At 72.0% G+C, this 18,611-nt stretch carries 18 protein-coding genes; 6 read left to right on the forward strand and 12 right to left on the reverse strand.

Annotation, left to right across the window (positions count from 1 at the left end):
- From ispF to O7616_RS03430, 3 genes are read right to left on the reverse strand one after another with little or no spacing between them, the layout of a single operon-like run.
- Positions 1–486, reverse strand: a complete 486-nt coding sequence (ispF, locus tag O7616_RS03420) for a 2-C-methyl-D-erythritol 2,4-cyclodiphosphate synthase (RefSeq protein WP_278147824.1) — start codon at positions 484–486, stop codon at positions 1–3.
- A gap of 13 nt (positions 487–499) precedes the next feature.
- Positions 500–1,195, reverse strand: coding sequence for a 2-C-methyl-D-erythritol 4-phosphate cytidylyltransferase (ispD, locus tag O7616_RS03425; RefSeq protein WP_282305577.1), 696 nt, complete (start codon positions 1,193–1,195; stop codon positions 500–502).
- A gap of 55 nt (positions 1,196–1,250) precedes the next feature.
- Entirely contained in the window at positions 1,251–1,736 is a 486-nt protein-coding gene (locus O7616_RS03430; protein WP_007073334.1) for a CarD family transcriptional regulator, read from the reverse strand.
- A gap of 328 nt (positions 1,737–2,064) precedes the next feature.
- Between O7616_RS03430 and O7616_RS03435 the strand changes: the two genes are divergently transcribed.
- Positions 2,065–2,754, forward strand: coding sequence for a hypothetical protein (locus O7616_RS03435; protein WP_282305578.1), 690 nt, complete (start codon positions 2,065–2,067; stop codon positions 2,752–2,754).
- 87 nt (positions 2,755–2,841) lie between these two features.
- Here O7616_RS03435 and O7616_RS03440 read toward each other — a convergent pair whose 3' ends face one another.
- The 4 genes from O7616_RS03440 to O7616_RS03455 form a co-directional block, all read right to left on the reverse strand.
- Positions 2,842–3,480: a hypothetical protein gene (locus O7616_RS03440; protein ID WP_282305579.1), complete on the reverse strand. Its 639-nt coding sequence runs from the start codon at positions 3,478–3,480 to the stop codon at positions 2,842–2,844.
- A gap of 33 nt (positions 3,481–3,513) precedes the next feature.
- Positions 3,514–4,563, reverse strand: a complete 1,050-nt coding sequence (locus O7616_RS03445; RefSeq protein WP_282305580.1) for a type III polyketide synthase — start codon at positions 4,561–4,563, stop codon at positions 3,514–3,516.
- A gap of 94 nt (positions 4,564–4,657) precedes the next feature.
- The gene (locus O7616_RS03450; RefSeq protein WP_282305581.1) at positions 4,658–5,824 is read right to left on the reverse strand and encodes an acyl-CoA dehydrogenase family protein; all 1,167 of its coding nucleotides are present in this window, start codon (positions 5,822–5,824) and stop codon (positions 4,658–4,660) included.
- Between the two features lie 41 nt (positions 5,825–5,865).
- Positions 5,866–6,630 carry a methyltransferase domain-containing protein gene (locus tag O7616_RS03455; RefSeq protein WP_282305582.1) on the reverse strand — a complete coding sequence of 255 codons (765 nt, stop codon included), beginning with the start codon at positions 6,628–6,630 and terminating at the stop codon, positions 5,866–5,868.
- On the opposite strand from O7616_RS03455, the gene O7616_RS03460 reads away from it, so the two are divergent.
- From O7616_RS03460 to disA, 4 genes are all read left to right on the forward strand, one after another.
- Positions 6,629–7,516, forward strand: coding sequence for a UbiA family prenyltransferase (locus O7616_RS03460; protein WP_282305584.1), 888 nt, complete (start codon positions 6,629–6,631; stop codon positions 7,514–7,516). The two genes, O7616_RS03455 and O7616_RS03460, sit on opposite strands and share 2 nt — an antisense overlap.
- 139 nt (positions 7,517–7,655) lie before the next feature.
- Entirely contained in the window at positions 7,656–8,432 is a 777-nt protein-coding gene (locus tag O7616_RS03465; protein WP_282305585.1) for a hypothetical protein, read from the forward strand.
- Positions 8,433–8,517: 85 nt separating this feature from the next.
- Complete coding sequence (gene radA / locus O7616_RS03470; protein ID WP_282305586.1) at positions 8,518–9,975, forward strand: DNA repair protein RadA; 1,458 nt, start codon at positions 8,518–8,520, stop codon at positions 9,973–9,975.
- 132 nt (positions 9,976–10,107) lie between these two features.
- On the forward strand, positions 10,108–11,292 hold the full coding sequence (gene disA / locus O7616_RS03475) for a DNA integrity scanning diadenylate cyclase DisA (RefSeq protein ID WP_282305587.1): 1,185 nt from the start codon (positions 10,108–10,110) through the stop codon (positions 11,290–11,292).
- Between the two features lie 26 nt (positions 11,293–11,318).
- Here disA and O7616_RS03480 read toward each other — a convergent pair whose 3' ends face one another.
- From O7616_RS03480 to O7616_RS03490, 3 genes are all read right to left on the reverse strand, one after another.
- On the reverse strand, positions 11,319–12,038 hold the full coding sequence (locus tag O7616_RS03480; RefSeq protein ID WP_282305588.1) for a hypothetical protein: 720 nt from the start codon (positions 12,036–12,038) through the stop codon (positions 11,319–11,321).
- A gap of 117 nt (positions 12,039–12,155) precedes the next feature.
- Positions 12,156–12,728 carry a peptide deformylase gene (locus tag O7616_RS03485; protein ID WP_282305589.1) on the reverse strand — a complete coding sequence of 191 codons (573 nt, stop codon included), beginning with the start codon at positions 12,726–12,728 and terminating at the stop codon, positions 12,156–12,158.
- Entirely contained in the window at positions 12,725–13,237 is a 513-nt protein-coding gene (locus O7616_RS03490; protein ID WP_282264066.1) for an ACT domain-containing protein, read from the reverse strand. The genes O7616_RS03485 and O7616_RS03490 overlap by 4 nt, the downstream gene beginning before the upstream one ends.
- A gap of 96 nt (positions 13,238–13,333) precedes the next feature.
- Between O7616_RS03490 and O7616_RS03495 the strand changes: the two genes are divergently transcribed.
- Positions 13,334–14,245, forward strand: coding sequence for an A/G-specific adenine glycosylase (locus O7616_RS03495; RefSeq protein WP_282305590.1), 912 nt, complete (start codon positions 13,334–13,336; stop codon positions 14,243–14,245).
- 768 nt (positions 14,246–15,013) lie between these two features.
- Here O7616_RS03495 and O7616_RS03500 read toward each other — a convergent pair.
- Both O7616_RS03500 and O7616_RS03505 read right to left on the reverse strand, forming a co-directional pair.
- Complete coding sequence (locus O7616_RS03500; RefSeq protein ID WP_282264063.1) at positions 15,014–17,557, reverse strand: ATP-dependent Clp protease ATP-binding subunit; 2,544 nt, start codon at positions 17,555–17,557, stop codon at positions 15,014–15,016.
- A 698-nt stretch (positions 17,558–18,255) separates the two neighbouring features.
- Entirely contained in the window at positions 18,256–18,600 is a 345-nt protein-coding gene (locus tag O7616_RS03505) for an Lsr2 family protein (protein WP_348773850.1), read from the reverse strand.
- Positions 18,601–18,611: the final 11 nt, after the last annotated feature.

Consider the following 18,611-nt stretch of genomic DNA (forward strand, 5'->3'; position numbering starts at 1 on the left):
TTAGGCGGCCGGCGCGTCGTACACCAGAGCCACCGCGATGCCCGCCAGCCCTTCTTCGCGCCCGGGAAACCCGAGCCCGTCGGTGGTCGCGCCGGACAGGGTGACCGGGGCGCCGACGGCGGAGGAGAGCACCTCCTGCGCCTCGGCACGGCGACGACCGATCTTGGGGCGGTTGCCGACGACCTGCACGGACACGTTGCCGATCTCCAGGCCGGCGGCCCGCACCCGGCGGGCCGTCTCGGTCAGCAGTGCCACACCGGACGCGCCGGCCCACTCCGGCTCACCCACCCCGAAGACGGCACCGAGATCGCCGAGACCGGCGGCGGAGAGCAGCGCGTTGCAGGCCGCGTGCGCGACGACGTCGGCGTCCGAGTGCCCGGCGAGACCGTCCTGGTCGGGCCAGAGCAGCCCGGCCACCCAACAGGGTCGACCCGGCTCGAACGCGTGCACGTCGGTGCCGATGGCCACCCGGGGAACGATCATGATCAGAGCGTACGCGTCAGCCGCCGGTGGCGAGCAGATGCTCCGCCAGAGCCAGGTCGAAGGGTCGGGTGATTTTCAGCGCGTACTCCGAGCCCGGCACGCAGCTCACCGCGACACCCTGCTTCTCGACCAGCCCGGCGTCGTCGGTGAGGGGGTCACCGGCTGCGGCGTGTGCGGCGCTGAGCACGGCACGGCGGAAACCCTGCGGCGTCTGCACCGCGCGCAGGGCGGACCGGTCGACGGTGCCGAGCACCACCTCGTCGGCACCGACCTCCTTGATCGTGTCCACCACCGGCAGGACCGGGATCACCGCGTCGCGCCCGTCACGGACCGCCGCCGCGACCGATTCGACCAGCTCGGGTGGGGTGAGCGCACGAGCGGCGTCGTGCACCAGGATGATCGTCGGGCCGTCAGGCACCGCGGCCAGCGCGGCGGCGACCGACGCCTGCCGCTCCGCGCCGCCCGGGACGACGATCACCGGCGCGACCGGGGTCAGCAACTCGCGGACGGCCGTCACCTCGGCGACCGGGGCGGCCACCACGATCGTGTGCACCGAGGGAGCGGCGGCCAGCCGACGCACCGCGTGCACCAGCAGCGGCTCGCCGGCGAGCAGGCGCAGCGCCTTCGGTCGGCCCGGCCCCAGGCGTACACCGGCACCCGCCGCAGGCACGAGGACCGCGACGTCACCGCGCGGATTGAGCTGCGCGGTCACGTCGCGGTCCTCGGTGGTTTCTTCACTACGAAGTGGTACGACGATGCTGTGCGGACTAGGCCTCGGTGAGGACCTTGTCGAGCAGCGTCTCCGCCTCGTCCTTGGTGCTCTTCTCAGCCAGCGCGACCTCGCCGACGAGAATGTCACGGGCCTTGGCGAGCATCCGCTTCTCGCCCGCGGACAGGCCCCGCTCCCGCTCCCGGCGCCACAGGTCACGAACGACCTCGGCGACCTTCAGCGGGTTTCCGGAGGCCAGCTTCTCCAGGTTTGCCTTGTAACGCCGCGACCAGTTGGTCGGCTCCTCGGTGTGCGGAGCCCGCAGAACGTCGAAGACCTTACCGAGGCCTTCTTCGCCGACCACCTCTCGAACGCCCACGATCTCGGCGTTCTCGGCCGGCACCCGGACCGTCAGGTCACCCTGCGCGACCCTCAGGACGAGGTATTGCTTAGGCTCGCCCTTGATGACCCGAGTCTCGATTGCCTCGATGAGTGCGGCCCCGTGGTGGGGGTAGACAACGGTCTCGCCGACACTGAAAACCATAGGTTCGAAACCCCTTTCGCTGTGTCTAGGGTAACACGCTCAGGCACCGATGTCTCACCGATGTCCTGACCGTTGGCGCAGCTCAGGGGCCCTGTGAGAGGTCTTTCTTCAGCTTGACAGGCGGTCAAACCAATGGTTCGAACACGCTCCGTAACGTGCGGATGACAGCCCGGCACGGGTGAACAGAACGTCGAGATCAAGGGCTATGCGCTCCTCCCATGGTAGCCCGGTTGACCGGACTGCGCCCAGGTGTAGCGGGAGCGGCCCCTGGTGCGCGACCCTGGACACCGAGCCGTACGCCGCTCTCGAGACCCTTTCAGGAGGTCCGATGGGCAAGCCGGATGCCGAGGGCCACGGGCCGGCCGACGGGCTGCCCGGCCTGCCACCCGAGTGGGGCCGGGTCGTGGTCCCCGACGACGCCTCCGCCCTCGCCGCCGAGGCCGCCCAGGTCCGCCGGGAACTCGGCAGGACCACCGGCCCACCCGGCGGCAACCGGGCGCTGCGCCTGCCGCTCCTGGTCCTGGCGGTGGCGGTCCTCACCACGCTGGCCGGCCTGCTCGTGGTCACCTGGCCGCGAGCCGGTCGCACCGACCGTCCGACCCCGGCGCCCCACTCGCCGCCCGCGACCCTGACCGGGCGGGCGCTGCCCGCACTCGACCTGGTCGACACGGGTCAGGCACCCGTGCCGCTACGCGGCCTGCTCCCCGCCATGATCATCCTGCTGGACGGCTGCCAGTGCCCCGATCGCGTCGGCGACGCCCTGGCCGCCGCACCTGCCGGGGTCTCCGTGGTGACCGTCACCGGCGGGAGGACGGCCTCCGCCCCACCGACCAACCAACGGCAGGTCCGGGCGCTGGCCGACCCCGCCGGTGGGCTGCGCTCGTTCCTGGGCCAACCGGCCCGCCCCGGCGCCGCGACAGCTCTGCTCGTCGACCGCACCGGCAGAGTGACCCTGGTGCTGCCCGACCTCGGCCCGGTCGACGCCTATCGGGACGACCTGAACGCCCTCGCCGCCTGAGCACAGCGACGGCCGGCGCCACCATCGCGATGGCCCTCGTCGCCGGTGACCGCCGGAGCACCGCGGACACCCAGTGACCATCGCGGCTCAGCGGGGTAGCTCGACGAGTTGGGCCTCGACGTCGATCTCCCGCTCCCCCGTCGCCGACAGCGCCACCCGGAACGGCCGGCCGTGCGACAGCACGCGGGCGCTGGCGACGGTGCCGTCGCAGTCGATCTCCGACGGCCCGGCCAGACCGGCCCCGACGACAGTCACCGTCAGGCTGCCCGGCCTGGTGCACCGGTACTGCAGCAGGAGACGGGCAGCACCCTCAGCCGACTGCCGGACGATGCGCTCCCCCGGAGCGAGCGCCGCCCGCTCCCGCCAGACCGTCTCCCGAAACCTGAGCAGACCACCCTGGAACAGGATCCTGCCGGGTTCTCCCTCGATGTCGGCGATCATGCCCGTCTCCGGGTCGATCTCCGCCCAGAAGCCGCGCGGCACGCTGACGATCTCGTCCGTGTCGTCCACCCGGATCGTGAACCGCTCACCGGGCACCACTGAGGTCACCAGGGCACGCTCCAGCGGGGTGCTCACCCTCGGCTCGACCGTCGCCCGGGCCGCCGAAGGCCCGGCCGTCGAGGCGGGCGCGGCGGCACGCCACCACCCGCCCCCGACGGCCAACACGGCCACCGCCACGGCGACCAGGACCGCCGAGCGCAGCCGGTCGTCAGTCGTCGCCTGCATCCGCCGAGCGTACCGACCGGCCCGGCGAGACGGTCAGTCCTGTCGATCGAGCAGAGCGGCGTAGAGGGTGAGGCCGGGGCCGAACGCCAGCATGACCACGCGTCGAGCGGCAGGCGTCGTACGGCTCAGCCGGTCCAGGATCAGCAGCACCGTCGGAGACGAGCAGTTGCCGTGCTCGTCCAGCGTCGCCCGGGACGCCGCCAGCCCCTCCGGGGGCAACGCCAGCTCGCGCTCGACCACGTTGAGAATCCGCGGCCCGCCCGGGTGCACCGCCCAACCGTCCACCTCGGAGATGGTGACGCCGTGCCGCGCCAGCAGGTCGTCGACCAACTTGCGGACATGCCTCGACAACACCTGCGGCACCTTGGGCGACAACCCCATCCGGAAACCCGCGTCGGTGACATCCCAGGTCATGTGATCAGCCGTCGAGGTGTCGGTGACGGACGTGACCTCACGCAGCGCGTACCCCGGGCCGCTCGGAACGACCACGGCGGCGACCGCGGCGTCCGAGAAGAGCGCGTGGGAGACGATCTGTTGGGTGTCCACCCTGGCGCTCGACGGTTGGATGTGCAGACTGGTCAGCTCCGCGCAGAGCAGCAGCGCCGGCCGCCCCCGTGCGGTGACGAAATCACTCGCCGCGCCCAGCCCCGGCAGCGCCGCGTAACAGCCCATGTGGCCGACGAACATCCGCTGGGTGTCGGCGGCCATGCCGAGGTCCCGGGCGAGCAGGATGTCCAGACCGGGGGTGGCGTACCCCGTGCAGGAACAGACGATGAACAGCCCGATGTCGCCGGCACCCAGCCCGGCCGCGGTCAACGCACGACCCACCGCCTCCTTGCCGAGCGGAAGAGCCTCGACCTGGTAGCGACGCATCCGGCGCTCGGTCGGCCAGTCCGACACGTCCTCCAACAGGGGGTTGACCGCGGCCTGCCGCCGAGTCACCCCCGAGTTCGCGAAGATGCGCTGGGCCAACGACCGGGTGGTGCCGGAGAAGTGCCGGGAGAAGAAGCCCTCCCACAACTCGTCTTGGCGAGCGGACGGCGGCTGCGCAGCCCCGAGCCCCGCGATCACTGGTACGGACACGATCCCCACCTCTCGTCAGATGCTGTCCTCCCCCTGGTCGTCCCACCGGCCATCGCGGCCGGCCTATCCTCCGCACGGCTCGCAGCCGGCCGGCTCACCAACGTGGTGCCGATCCGTCGCGATCCGGGTCGCCGCCCAGCGCGGCGATGCCCAACCAGTCGGCGCAGACGTCCGACGTGGCCGGGTGCAGTGAGCCGCAACGCGCATCCCGATAGAGCCGCTCCAACGGATGACCACGGCGGGTCGCCGAGGTGCCCGCCGCCTCCAACACCGACGCCGCCACCTCGGCGGCAGTGGTGCCCGCCAGCAGCTTCGCGCGCCACACCCAGCGGTTGGTCTCCTCGTCGCCCGGTGCCTCGTCCACCCGGCGGGCCGCCTCGGCGACCACCAACTGCGCGGCGGCCGTCGCCGCGTCCGCCCGGCCCAGGCGGGCCCGCACCGCCGGCAGACCGCCCAGGTTGCGGGCGTTCAGATGCTCGGCCGCCGCGTCGATCGCCGCCCGGGCCACTCCCACATAGACGGCCGCGTAACTGGCCACCAACCAGTGCGGCATCAGTTGGGCGACCACCAACGCCAGCCCCTCCACACCGCCGAGCAGCCGGTCGGTCGGCACCGTGACGTCCAGGTGCAGGTCGTGCGACGAGGTCGCCCGCATGCCCAGTGAGTCCCAGGTCGGCTCCACGGTCAGCCCGTCAGCGGCCGGCACCAGGAACTGCGACACCACCGACTGGTCGGCCGCACTGCGGGCCGCCACCAGGTAACCGTCGGCATGCCCGGCGCCCGAACAGAAGGTCTTGCTGCCCTTGAGGTGCCAACCTCCGTCGGTCGCCTCGTAGACCGTGCTGAGCTGGGACAGCCGAGCCCCCGCGCCGCGCTCGCTCATCGCGACCGCGTACCAGGCACCCTCCGCCGCGGCGGTCAGCAGGCGGTCCCGGGCGGCCAGCGCCTCGTCCGGCACACCGAGCGCCTCGGCCAACTCCTCGGTGACCGCGCCCAGGGCACCGGTCACCGAGGCGTGCATGTTGAACACCAGGGCGGTCGCACCGTTGCCCCGGGCAAGCTCGGTGGCCACCGCGGCGTACTCGGCGAAGCTCGCCCCCAGACCCCCTAGTGCCTGGGGAACCATCAACCCGAACAGGCCGGCCTCCCGCAGATCACGGAAGTCCTCGGCGGGGAAGGAACCGTCCCGGTCGTGCTCCGCCGCTCGCGCGGCGAACCGCGGCGCCAACCGGCGGGCTGCCTCAAGCGCCTGAACCGTCATATCGTCTCCTCCTCGGCGTCCCATACCCCGCCACGGCCCGACTATCCTTTGCGGACCCCCCGGCCCTGGTAGAGAACGGCGGTGGACCGGGTAGGCACGATCCGGGGCGCACGGCCGGCAGGTCCCGCGCCGGACGCGCGGGCGCGGCGTACCAACCAGGCGAGCAGGCCACCGACCTGCGGACGGACGCCCCACACCCGCAGGTCGACACCGTGCCGGGCACACTCGGCCACCAGAGCCTGAGCGTCCACGAACAACCGAGGGTCGTGGATGCCACGCGGCACCGTCGGCAGCCGCTCGGCGATCCGCACCGCGACGAGCCGGGCCACCGCCGTGTCGTTCAGGGTGTCCAACACCAGCAGGCCACCCGGGCGGAGCAGCCGGCACGCCTCGGCCACCACCCGGGGCCAGGCCGGCACATGCTCCAGCAGCTCACCCGCCGAGACCACGTCGGCGCAACCGCTGGGCAACGGGACCGCGGTGGCGTCGCCCTGGACCACGCGTACCCCGTGCTCGGCTGCCTGGACCAGCGCCGAGCGGGTCAGGTCGACTCCGATGTGGTGGTAGCCCTTACCGGCCAGGTGCGGCGCGAGCAGACCGGCGCCGCAGCCCAGATCGACGAGCACCGCGCCCGGGCGGTCGGCCGGTGGCACCAGCGCCGCGCGGGCCTCGGCCAGCCAGTGCAGCATCGCGAACGCGCCGTCGGGCCGCCACCACTCACCGGCCAGGTCGTCGTACTGGCGCGGATCGTTACGCGGCAGCACCCTGGGGCCGGTGGACGCCGCAGCCGCAGCCACGTCTCGCATGGAACCGAGCGTGGCACGACTGCTCGGTAACGACCAGACTTCCCTTATGTCGTCCAGGGTGTTAGGGCTGGTCAGAGCGAGCCATCCGGAACCGGCCGCAGCGGTCACCGCCGTTTCCGGTCTGCTGGCGTGGGGGGTGGGTCACCGGCCCGCCGGAATCGTCTCCGTCGTCCTCGCCGTGCTGGCCAGCCAGCTCGCCGTCGGCTGGACCAACGACGCACTGGACGCCGAGCGAGACGCCACTGTGGGGCGTACCGACAAACCGGTGGCCTCCGGCGCGGTCGGTCGGCGCACCACGGCCTGGGCCGCGGCGGTGGCCGCGGTGGCCTGCCCGTTGCTCGCCCTGACCACGAACCCGACGGCGGCGTTCTGGCTCACCGTCGCCCTGGCCTCCGCGCTGCTCTACGACTGGCCACTGAAGGCCACCGTGTTCTCGGTGCTGCCGTACGCCGTCTCCTTCGGCGCGCTGCCCGCCTTCGTGGTGCTGGCCCTGCCCGGCCAGCCGACCCCGCCCGCCTGGCTGGTGGTCGCGGCGGCGTGCCTCGGTGCCGGCGCGCACTTCGCCAACGTGCTGCCGGACCTCGCCGACGACGCGCGGACCGGGGTGCGCGGCCTGCCCCACCGGCTGGGCGCCGCCGGCAGCCGGGCCGCAGCGGCCGGTCTGCTCCTCGCCGCGACCGCGGTGCTGGTCCTCGGACCACCCGGGCCGCCGTCGGCGGTCGGCCTGGCGGCGGTCGGCACGGCCGCGGTGGTGCCACCGCTGAGCTGGTACGCCGGCCGCTCGGCGGTCCGGGCCGGCCGGCGGCCGGTGTCGGCCTTCCGGGCGGTGCTGCTGGTGGCCCTGATCGACGTGGTGCTGCTGGTGGCGAGCGGTCGGGTGGTGTGAGCCGCACCCGGGCAGGTGGCAATGCCGGGTCCGCGTGCGGGCCTCGATCAGCTCCAACTACCCTGGAGCGCGGTCTGCGCGGGTATGGCCACCGTGCCCGGCGTGCGGCCGGGTGGGGATTGTGACGAGGAGGACCGACGTGACGCGCTCGATCAGGGGATCCCGGCGGGCGGCCCTGTTGCTGTCCGGGATTGCGGCGGCCAGCCTGCTGGCGTCCGGATGCGGCACCGGTCAGATCGCCGAGACCGCGTTGAAGGAGCCGTCGGTCCAGGGCGTCAACCTCACCACCGACAACGGTTCCTTCTCGGTACGCGGCCTGCTGGTCGACTACCCGGGCGCCGAGGGCTACCGGGCCGGCCAGGACGCGACGCTCGGTGCCGTGATCTACAACGACTCGAAGGAGACGGTGACTGTCACCGTCACCACCGAGAGCGCCCGCGAGGTCGTGATCAGCGGTGGCTCGGCGAGCCCGTCGCCGTCGGCAGAGTCCACCTCGACGAGCCCGTCCCCGTCCGGATCGGTCAGCCCGTCGACCCCGACGTCCCGCTCGGCCAGCCCGTCGGTGACGCCCTCCGAGACCGGTTCGTCCTCGGCCACCCCGTCCGCCCCGGAGTCGGCGCGGGCGTCGGGTTCGGCCAGCCCGGCCGCGCCGGGCCAGCCGGCCCGGATCGAGTTGGCGCCGCTGAGCTACATCCAGTTCAACTCCGAGGCCACCTCGCAGCTCCGACTGATCGGCCTGACCGAGGCGCTGCGCTCCGGGCAGAACGTCGTCGTGACCTTCGACTTCGGCAACGGCAACACCGTCACCGGCCAGGCGCCGATCGCGGTGCCGCTCACCCCGGCCGCGCCTCCCTCGCCGATCATCGAGCGCGAGGGCGGTTACGAGGGCAACGAGGGTGGCACGACCCACGAGTGACCCGACCGTCACATCGACGAACACCCCGGCGTGGTGACCACCACGCCGGGGTGTTTTCGTCGTACGCGAGGGCTAGCGTCCTGACGTGACCACCTCCCGATCAACCCCTGCCCGTGGCGGCGCGGCCGGTGCCGCCCGTGGTCGGTCGAGCGCCCGCGAGCCACGTCCGGCCTACGAGTGCGACGCCTGCGGGCACCAGCCGCCCAAGTGGGTGGGGCGCTGCCCGGAGTGCGGCGAGTGGGGTTCGGTGGTCGAGAGCACGATCACCGGCCCGACCGTCTCCGGCCGGGTGGTCAGCTCCCGGATGCCGTCCGAGCCGGCCCGACCGATCGCCACCATCAGCGCGGCTCCGGCCCGCGCCCGCCCCACCGGCGTCAGCGAGCTGGACCGGGTGCTCGGCGGCGGCCTGGTCCCCGGCGCGGTGGTGCTGCTCGCCGGGGAGCCCGGCGTGGGCAAGTCGACCCTGCTGCTCGACGTCGCCCAGCAGTGGGCGGTGGGCGCCGGCAGCCCCTCACTGGTGGTCAGCGGGGAAGAGTCGGTCAGCCAGGTGCGCCTACGCGCCGAGCGGATGGGCACTCTGCACGACCAGCTCTACCTCGCCGCCGAGAGCGACCTGGCCTCGGTGCTCGGTCACCTCGACGCGGTCAAGCCGGGCCTGCTCGTGCTCGACTCGGTGCAGACCATCTCGACCACCGGCACCGAGGGGGTGCCCGGCGGGGTGACCCAGGTTCGTGCGGTCACCGCCGCGCTAGTCTCGGTTGCCAAGGAGCGCGGCATCGCCACCGTGTTGGTCGGGCACGTCACCAAGGACGGCCAGGTGGCCGGGCCTCGGGTGCTCGAGCACCTGGTCGACGTGGTGCTGCACTTCGAGGGCGACAAGCATTCCTCACTGCGCCTGGTGCGCGGCGTGAAGAACCGGTTCGGCGCGGCCGACGAGGTCGGCTGCTTCGAGATGCACGAGGGCGGCATCAGCAGTCTGGCCGACCCGTCCGGGCTGTTCCTGACGCGCTACGCGGAGCCGGTCCCGGGCACCTGCGTGACAGTGGCCATGGAGGGGCGACGGGCCCTGGTCACCGAGGTGCAGGCCCTGATCGGCGCGACGGTGGCCGGGTCACCCCGACGCACCGTCTCCGGCCTCGACTCGGCGCGGCTGGCGATGGTGCTCGCGGTGCTGCAACGGCGCACCGAACGGCTGACGTTGCACGACCGGGAGGTCTTCGCCGCCACGGTGGGCGGCATCCGGGTGGTGGAGCCGGCCGCCGACCTGGCGGTCGCGTTGGCGGTCGCCTCCGGCGGGCTCAACCTGGCCATCGCGCCGCATCTGGTGGCGATCGGCGAGGTGGGGTTGACGGGTGAGGTGCGTCGGGTCGGGGCGGTGCCGCGTCGGCTGGCCGAGGCGGCCCGGCTGGGGTTCAAGGTGGCCCTGGTGCCGCCCGGTTGCGGCCCGGCCAGCACCGGCGCCGGGCCCGAGCAGATACGGGTGACCGAGGTCACCGATGTCCGTTCGGCGTTGCAACATGCGGCTCGCGCGTCCGCGGAGTGACCCACCGTGCCGACGAGGGTGGCGATACCGGACAGCGCGCCGCAAGAGGGAAACCGGTTCGAAGGGCCGCATCGTGACACATCACAGTAACCACGACAGCACCCACCGCACGGCAGTCCGTAGACTGTGCCCGTGCCGATCGACCGCGATACCACCAAGCCAGCCGGCGCGCCGCCCCAGGCCCGCACCGGCGCCGTGGGCTCGCCTGCCCGCCCGATCAGCGTGAGCGTGGCCGCAGGCGCCGCCGGAGGCGCCGGGGACCCGTTGCGGGCCAACCTCGCCCTGATGGCCCCGGGCACGGCGTTGCGCGACGGTCTGGAGCGCATCCTGCGGGGTCGCACCGGCGCCCTGATCGTGCTCGGCTACGACAAGGTCGTCGAGGGTCTGTGCACCGGCGGTTTCCCGCTGGACGTGGAGTTCTCCGCGACCCGGGTGCGCGAGCTGTGCAAGATGGACGGCGCCGTCGTGCTCTCCAGCGACGGCACCCGGATCGTCCGGGCGGCGGTGCACCTGATGCCGGACCCGTCCATCCCGACCGAGGAGTCCGGCACCCGGCACCGCACCGCCGAGCGGGTGGCCCGGCAGACCGGCTACCCGGTCATCTCGGTCAGCCAGTCCATGCGGATCATCAGCCTCTACGTCAGTGGCCAGCGGCATGTGCTGGACGACTCGGCGGCCATCCTCTCCCGGGCCAACCAGGCGCTCGCCACCCTGGAGCGCTACAAGCTCCGGCTGGACGAGGTCTCCGGCACGCTCTCCGCACTGGAGATCGAGGATCTGGTGACCGTCCGGGACGCGGTCGCCGTGGTCCAGCGCCTGGAGATGGTTCGCCGGATCGCCGACGAGATCGCCGGTTACGTGGTGGAGCTGGGCACCGACGGCCGTCTGCTCGCCCTCCAACTCGACGAGCTGATGGCCGGCGTGGACGCCGACCGGACGCTCGTCATCCGGGACTACCTCCCGGTCGGCCGCAAGTCGCGCACCCTGGACGAGGCGCTGGTCGAGCTGGATCTGCTCGGCGCGACCGAGTTGATCGACCTGGTGTCGGTGGCCAAGGCGATCGGCTACCCGGCCGCGTCCGACGCGCTGGACGCCGCGGTCAGCCCACGCGGCTTCCGGCTGCTGGCCAAGGTGCCCCGTCTGCCGGTGGCGGTCGTCGACCGCCTGGTGGTGCACTTCGGCAGCCTCCAACGGCTGCTGGGCGCGACAGTCGAGGATCTGCAGGCTGTCGAGGGGGTCGGCGACGCCCGGGCCCGGGGCGTCCGCGAGGGGCTGTCCCGGCTCGCCGAGGCATCCATCCTCGAACGCTACGTCTGAGCCGGCGACCTCACGCCTGACCCGGCTCAGCCGGTGACGGTGAGCTTCGTGGGTGAGCTGAGCTTCGTGCCGACCCGGGCGAACACCTGGTACGACCCGGCGGGCGGGAACGGCCCGGCCGCCAGCCCACTGCCGTCGCACCGGCTGGTGTCCCGACCGTTCCACGCCACCCGGTAGGAGCGCACGAAGTCCGGCGGGAAGGACTGCACGTCCGCGCCCTGGACCTTGCCACAGGTGTCGGACGACCAGACCTTCTCCGCACCGGACTTGATGAAGATCTCCTGCGCCTCGGCGCCGACGTTGCGGCTGCACGTCCGGTCCGACGTGTTTTGAATCTTGAGTTGCAGGTCGACGATCGCCCCGCGCTGGACGGAGGTCGGGCTCGCCACCGAGACGACGCTGATCTCGTCGTTGGTGCAGGTGCCGTCGTCCTCCGCGCCGGCCGCCGCGCCCAGCGGAGGATCATTGCTGGTCATCGCAGGGCTCGGAGTCGTCGCACCCGAGTCGGCGGACGCGGACGGCGAGGGCGCCCCGGTCTGCGGTGTCAGCACCGGCCCGCCGGGATCGGACGTCGCAGCGGACGTCCCCGACGGCGAGCCTCCCGCCTTCGGATCCTGACCGCCGGAACGACCCGACTGGGTGCAGGAATAAAGCAGGACAATCAGGAAGAGAAGCCCCGCTCCGAGTACGACGACACGACGCCGCCAGTACACAGCGGGTGGCAGGGGGCCGACCGTCAGACGCATGATGCCCTCACCGTAGTCGCGCTTCGCCCGTCAACACGGTGCGACGCGCCGGAGCCGTTCCCGGGCACGCGTGCCAGCCTCCACTGAGGACGGACGTGCGGACCGCCCGACGGCCGATCAGAGATAGACCTTCCGCTGGTAGACGGCGTGCGCACCGGCCACCCGATCCAGGAAGAGCAGGCCGGTGCAGTGATCGATCTCGTGCTGCAACGCCCGCGCCTCGAACCCGTCGGTGACCAGGCGGACCGGCTCGCCCGTGCCCGGCAGGTCACCCTCCACCACGAGTCGACTGGCCCGCTTCACGTCACCGGTCAGGTCGGGCACCGACATGCACCCCTCCCGGCCCGGCTTCCACCGCGTCGCCTCGACCACACGAGCGTTGCACAACACGAACGTGCCGTGCACCGTCACCGCCTTCGGGTGCCCCGTCACGTCGACGGCGAACACGTGCGCGCCCACCCCGACCTGTGGCGCGGCCAGCCCCACGCAGCCCGGCGACACCCGCATCGTCGCCACCAGGTCGGCCGCGAGCTGGACAGTCTCCTTCGCGGTCGGATCGACCGCCTCCGACGCCCGGCTCAACACCGGGTGCGGGGCCGACACCACCGGCCGCACCTCACCCGACACGCCCAGCGACTCCGGTGTCCACCCACCCAGACCGGCGACCGGCCCGCTCTCCTCGCCCGTCACAACAGATCCGGGTCCGCCGGTCGAAGCGTGACCTCCACGCCCAACTCACCAGCAGTCCGGTGCAACCGGTCGACCAGTGTGTCGGCCACACCGGCCGGCAACTCCACCTCGGCCAGCACCACGTAGAGCGAACCCGCCAACCGCGTACTCAGGTCGGTGACGTTCCCCCCGGCGTCGACGAGCACCCGGGTCATCGCCGCGACGATGCCCATCCGGTCCGATCCGTGCACCGCCATCACGTACGGCTCACCCGCCGGAGGCACGTCACCGTCCGGCGTCACCGCGCGTACCGTCGCCAGCAGTTGCCCCTCGGCGGCCAACGGGGCCAACGCCACCTCGACCTCGGCGGCGGCCGGCCCGGTGCAGATCAGGGTCATCGCAAAATGCCCCCGCAGCCGCGTCATCGTGCTGTCGGTCAGGTTCGCACCGAGTCCGGCCAGCACCTCGGCGACGTCGGCCACGATGCCCGGCCGGTCCCGACCGATGACGGTGATCGCGAGCTCGTTCATCCGCGCATTCTCCCCGATCCGGCGAGACCCGCCGTGACACCCCGCCCGAGCCGCCCATCCAGCGGGATCGCCGAGCGTGACATCATCGACGACGCCATGACTCAACCCGATTTCGCCGCACTGGTCAGCCGATGGTTCCAGCAGCACGCCCGTAAGCTGCCGTGGCGTGAACCCGGGGTCACCCCGTGGGCCATCCTGGTCAGCGAGGTCATGCTCCAGCAGACGCCCGTCGTCCGCGTCGTACCGGCCTGGCAGGCGTGGTTGGACCGCTGGCCGGACCCGGCGGCGCTGGCGGCCGACACCCCCGCCGAGGCGATCCGGATGTGGGGACGCCTCGGCTACCCCCGCCGGGCGGTCCGGCTGCGGGAATGCGCAGTCGCCATCGTGGACCGCCACGGCGGCCAGGTGCCGGACCGGTTGGAGCAACTGCTGGCACTGCCCGGCGTCGGCACCTACACCGCCCGGGCGGTGGCCGCCTTCGCGTACGGGCAGCGGCACCCGGTGGTCGACACCAACGTGCGCCGGGTGGTCTGCCGAGTGGTGGCCGGCGAGCCGGACGCCGGACCGGTCACCCGGCCCGCCGACCTGGTCGCCACCGAAGAACTCCTCCCCGCGCAACCAGCCGCGGCAGCCCTCGCCAGCGCCGCGTTCATGGAGCTGGGCGCGGTGATCTGCACGGCCCGATCACCGCGCTGCACGGCCTGCCCGGTCGAGTCGATCTGCGCGTGGCGGGCCTCCGGCCAGGAAGCACCGGCCGGGCCGACCCGCCGACGCCAGCGGTACGCGGGCACCGACCGACAGGTACGCGGCCTACTGCTCGGGGTGCTCCGGGAGTCCACCGAGCCGGTCCCGCACCAACGGTTGGACCAGGTGTGGACCGACGACGTTCAACGCGCCCGCGCCCTGGCCGGCCTGGTCCAGGACGGACTCGTCGAAGCAGCCGGCGCTGACAGCTTCCGCCTGGTCGGTGACGGCCCGTCCCACCCCACCGCTGACCTGACCACCTGAACGACCCACACCGCCCGGCGTTAGCCCGCCCGGTGATGGCCCGTTCGGCGTTAGCCGGCCCGGTGATGGCCCGTTCGGCGTTGGACCGCGCCCCGGGTGAAGCCACCACATCCCACACCCCCGCGCCGACCCGCCCTGCCCGCCGCGCCGCCCTACCCTGTGCCCTGCCCCCGCGCCCTGCACCCCGCGCACGCCGCCCCGCGCCCCGCGCACGCCGCCCCGCGCCCCGCGCACGCCGCCCCGCGCCCCGCGCCCGGCACCCCGCACCCCGCGCCCGGCACCCCGCACCCCGCGCCCGGCACCCCGCGCCCGGCACCCCCGCGCCCCGCGCCTTGCGCACGCCGCGCCCCGCGCCCGCGCCCGCGCCCGCGCCCGCGCCCGCGCCCGCAAGATCGTGCTGGATCCTGGATGTAGTGGTCTCGCCCGAGCTGGAGGCCACTACATCCAGGTTGTTGCGTGATCTTGCAGTCGCGAGCCCCCAGGGCCATCAAAACCACCCGCAACCCCGCCACTCAACGCCCCGAGCGTCACTCCGCCCACAACATCAGGGAAAGTGCTGCCTCCGGACGCCGCGAGCCAGCAGTTTCCCTGATGTTGCGCGGATCTTGTGATCCTCGGAGGCGGCGCGGTCGGCCCCCACGCGGCGGGCGCGCCGCGCGGCAGCATCGGGGACGGGGCAGGATCCGACGCGCGACGGTGCGTACCGCAGAAAAGGCGGGGCCCCGGTGGCTCATGCCACCGGGGCCCCGCCCCTTGGTGCTGATCGTGCTACTCGTCGGTGGCCGCTGCCGCGGTGCCGGCGGCGGTGCCGCCGAGGTCGGCCGGAACGGCGTCCGGAACCTCGACCGGCTTCTCCGCGCCCCGGAAGACGAGCTTGGACTTGTCGATGTCGTTCGGGTCGCCCTCGCAGTCCACCACGACGATCTGACCCGGGGTCAGCTCGTTGAACAGGATCCGCTCGGAGAGGTTGTCCTCGATGTCGCGCTGGATCGTGCGACGAAGCGGACGGGCACCGAGCACCGGGTCGAAGCCCTTCGCCGCCAGGTACTTCTTGGCGTTGTCGGTCAGCTCCAGACCCATGTCCTTGTTGCGCAGCTGCGTCTCGATCCGCTGGATCATGATGTCTACGATCGAGAGGATCTCGGTCTGACGCAGCTGGTGGAAGACGATGGTGTCGTCGATCCGGTTGAGGAACTCAGGCCGGAAGTGCTGCTTGAGCTCGTCGTTGACCTTCTGCTTCATCCGGTCGTAGTTGGACTCGGAGTCCTCCGACGCCTGGAAGCCGAGCGACACCGCCTTGGCGACGTCACGGGTGCCCAGGTTGGTGGTCAGGATGATGACCGTGTTCTTGAAGTCCACGATCCGACCCTGACCGTCGGTGAGCCGACCGTCTTCGAGGATCTGCAGGAGCGTGTTGAACACGTCCGGGTGGGCCTTCTCGATCTCGTCGAAGAGGACCACCGAGAACGGCCGACGCCGCACCTTCTCGGTCAGCTGCCCGCCCTCGTCGTAGCCGACGTAGCCGGGAGGGGCACCCACGAGCCGGGAGACCGTGTAACGGTCGTGGAACTCGGACATGTCCAGCTGGATGAGGGCGTCCTCGCTGCCGAAGAGGAACTCGGCGAGCGCCTTGGACAGCTCGGTCTTACCGACACCGGAGGGGCCGGCGAAGATGAACGAGCCCGACGGGCGCTTCGGGTCCTTCAGGCCGGCCCGGGTACGCCGGATCGCCTTCGAGACCGCCTTGACCGCGTCCTCCTGGCCGATGACGCGCTTGTGCAGCTCGTCCTCCATGCGCAGCAGGCGCGAGGTCTCCTCCTCGGTCAGCTTGTAGACCGGGATGCCGGTCCAGTTGCCGAGCACCTCGGCGATCTGCTCGTCGTCGACCTCGCTGACGACGTCCAGGTCACCGGCCTTCCACTCCTTCTCCCGCTGAGCCTTCTGGCCGAGGAGCTGCTTCTCCTTGTCCCGCAGCTGGGCGGCGCGCTCGAAGTCCTGAGCGTCGATCGCGGACTCCTTGTCGCGACGCACCTGGGCGATGCGCTCGTCGAAGTCACGCAGGTCTGGCGGCGCGGTCATCCGACGGATGCGCATCCGGGCACCGGCCTCGTCGATCAGGTCGATCGCCTTGTCCGGCAGGAAGCGGTCGGAGATGTACCGGTCGGCCAGAGTCGCCGCCGCGACGAGAGCCGCGTCGGTGATGCTCACGCGGTGGTGCGCCTCGTAGCGGTCGCGCAGGCCCTTGAGGATCTCGATGGTGTGCGCCAGCGACGGCTCACCCACCTGGATCGGCTGGAAGCGGCGCTCGAGAGCGGCGTCCTTCTCCAGGTGCTTGCGGTACTCGTCGAGGGTGGTGGCACCGATGGTCTGCAGCTCACCACGGGCCAGCATCGGCTTGAGGATGCTCGCGGCGTCGATCGCGCCCTCGGCGGCACCCGCACCCACCAGGGTGTGGATCTCGTCGATGAACAGGATGATGTCGCCGCGGGTGCGGATCTCCTTGAGCACCTTCTTGAGGCGCTCCTCGAAGTCACCGCGGTAGCGGGAGCCGGCGACCAGCGCACCCAGGTCGAGCGTGTAGAGCTGCTTGTCCTTCAGAGTCTCGGGCACCTCGCCCTTGATGATCTTCTGGGACAGCCCTTCGACCACGGCGGTCTTACCGACGCCGGGCTCACCGATCAGGACCGGGTTGTTCTTGGTACGGCGGGAGAGCACCTGCATGACCCGCTCGATTTCCTTCTCGCGCCCGATGACCGGGTCGAGCTTGCCCTCGCGGGCGGCCTGGGTCAGGTTGCGGCCGAACTGGTCCAGCACCAGGCTGGTCGACGGCGCGGCCTCACCCGGCGCGGCACCCGCGGCGGCGGGCTCCTTGCCCTGGTAGCCGGAGAGCAGCTGGATCACCTGCTGGCGGACCCGGTTGAGGTCGGCGCCGAGCTTGACCAGCACCTGGGCGGCGACGCCCTCGCCCTCACGGATCAGCCCGAGCAGGATGTGCTCGGTGCCGATGTAGTTGTGGCCGAGCTGCAGCGCCTCGCGCAGCGACAGCTCAAGCACCTTCTTGGCCCGCGGCGTGAACGGGATGTGCCCGCTCGGCGCCTGCTGGCCCTGGCCGATGATCTCCTCGACCTGCTGGCGGACGCCCTCCAGGGAGATGCCGAGGCTCTCCAGGGCCTTTGCCGCGACGCCTTCACCTTCGTGGATCAGGCCCAGCAGGATGTGTTCCGTACCGATGTAGTTGTGGTTGAGCATCCGGGCCTCTTCTTGGGCCAGGACGACAACCCGTCGCGCTCGGTCGGTGAACCGCTCGAACATGCCCTCGTGCTCCTCACGTGCCGTGCGCCTTGATGGTCAAGATCTTGGCGGGGCCGGTGCACGAACGTCCGGGACGGGCGTCCGTGCCTCCTTACTCTATCGTCGCCGACCGACTCAGCTGAGGTCGTGTGTCTCTGCTCTGGGTCGGTTCCACGTCGTTTTGGACAACCGTCCGCGCTCAGGAGGTGTTCCGGTAGCCCCGTCGCTACGCGCAGAGCGAAATCCGACGGGCGCTACAGGTGCCCGATCCGGGCCCCGAAGGCGCTTCCGGGGGCTCGGAGAGGGCGGATCGGGAGTCGCGGCGAGCGCCGCGCCCGGCCTCGGAGAGGTTGTCCACAGGCTGTGGATGGCTGCTCCACTGGTTGTGGACAACGCCGCCGGCCCTCGGATGCTTCCCGCCCGCTCACCGCCTCCCGGCCGTCGCTCGCCGGCGCCAGGAAGAAGCGGCTCCGGACCCGCCAGCGCGAGGAGGAGCGGCCACCCCCGCACCCTGGCACGCCCGCGCCGGGGAGGAGCGGCCACCCCGCTCCCGGACACGCCCCCGCCGGGGAGGAGCGGCCACCCCGCTCCCGGACACGCCCGCGCCGGGGAGGAGCGGCCACCCCGCTCCCGGATACGGCGACGCCGGCCCGGAGAGGTGCTCCGGCCCGGCGTCGGTGTCGCCTGCGGTGGCTGCGCGCCACCGGTTGCTGATCTGATCAGCGCTTGGCGTGGTACTCGTCGACGATCTCCTGGGGGATACGACCCCGGTCCGAGATGTCCTTGCCGGACTTCTTGGCCCACTCCCGGATCGCCTTGTTCTGCTCCCGGTCGACGGTCGCGCCACCCCGACCGCGGGCCGCACGCCCACCGATCACGACGCCACCGCGACCGACCTTGGTGCCGGCGGCAACGTACGAGGCAAAAGCGTCGCGCAATTTAGCGGCGTTGGCCTTCGACAGGTCGATCTCGTACTGAACGCCGTCGAGGGCGAACTTGACGGTCTCGTCAGCGTCCCCGCCGTCCAGGTCATCGACCAGCTTGTGAATGATCTGCTTGGCCACGTCCCACATTC

The organism is Micromonospora sp. WMMD964, assembly GCF_029581455.1.
GTDB lineage: Bacteria > Actinomycetota > Actinomycetes > Mycobacteriales > Micromonosporaceae > Micromonospora.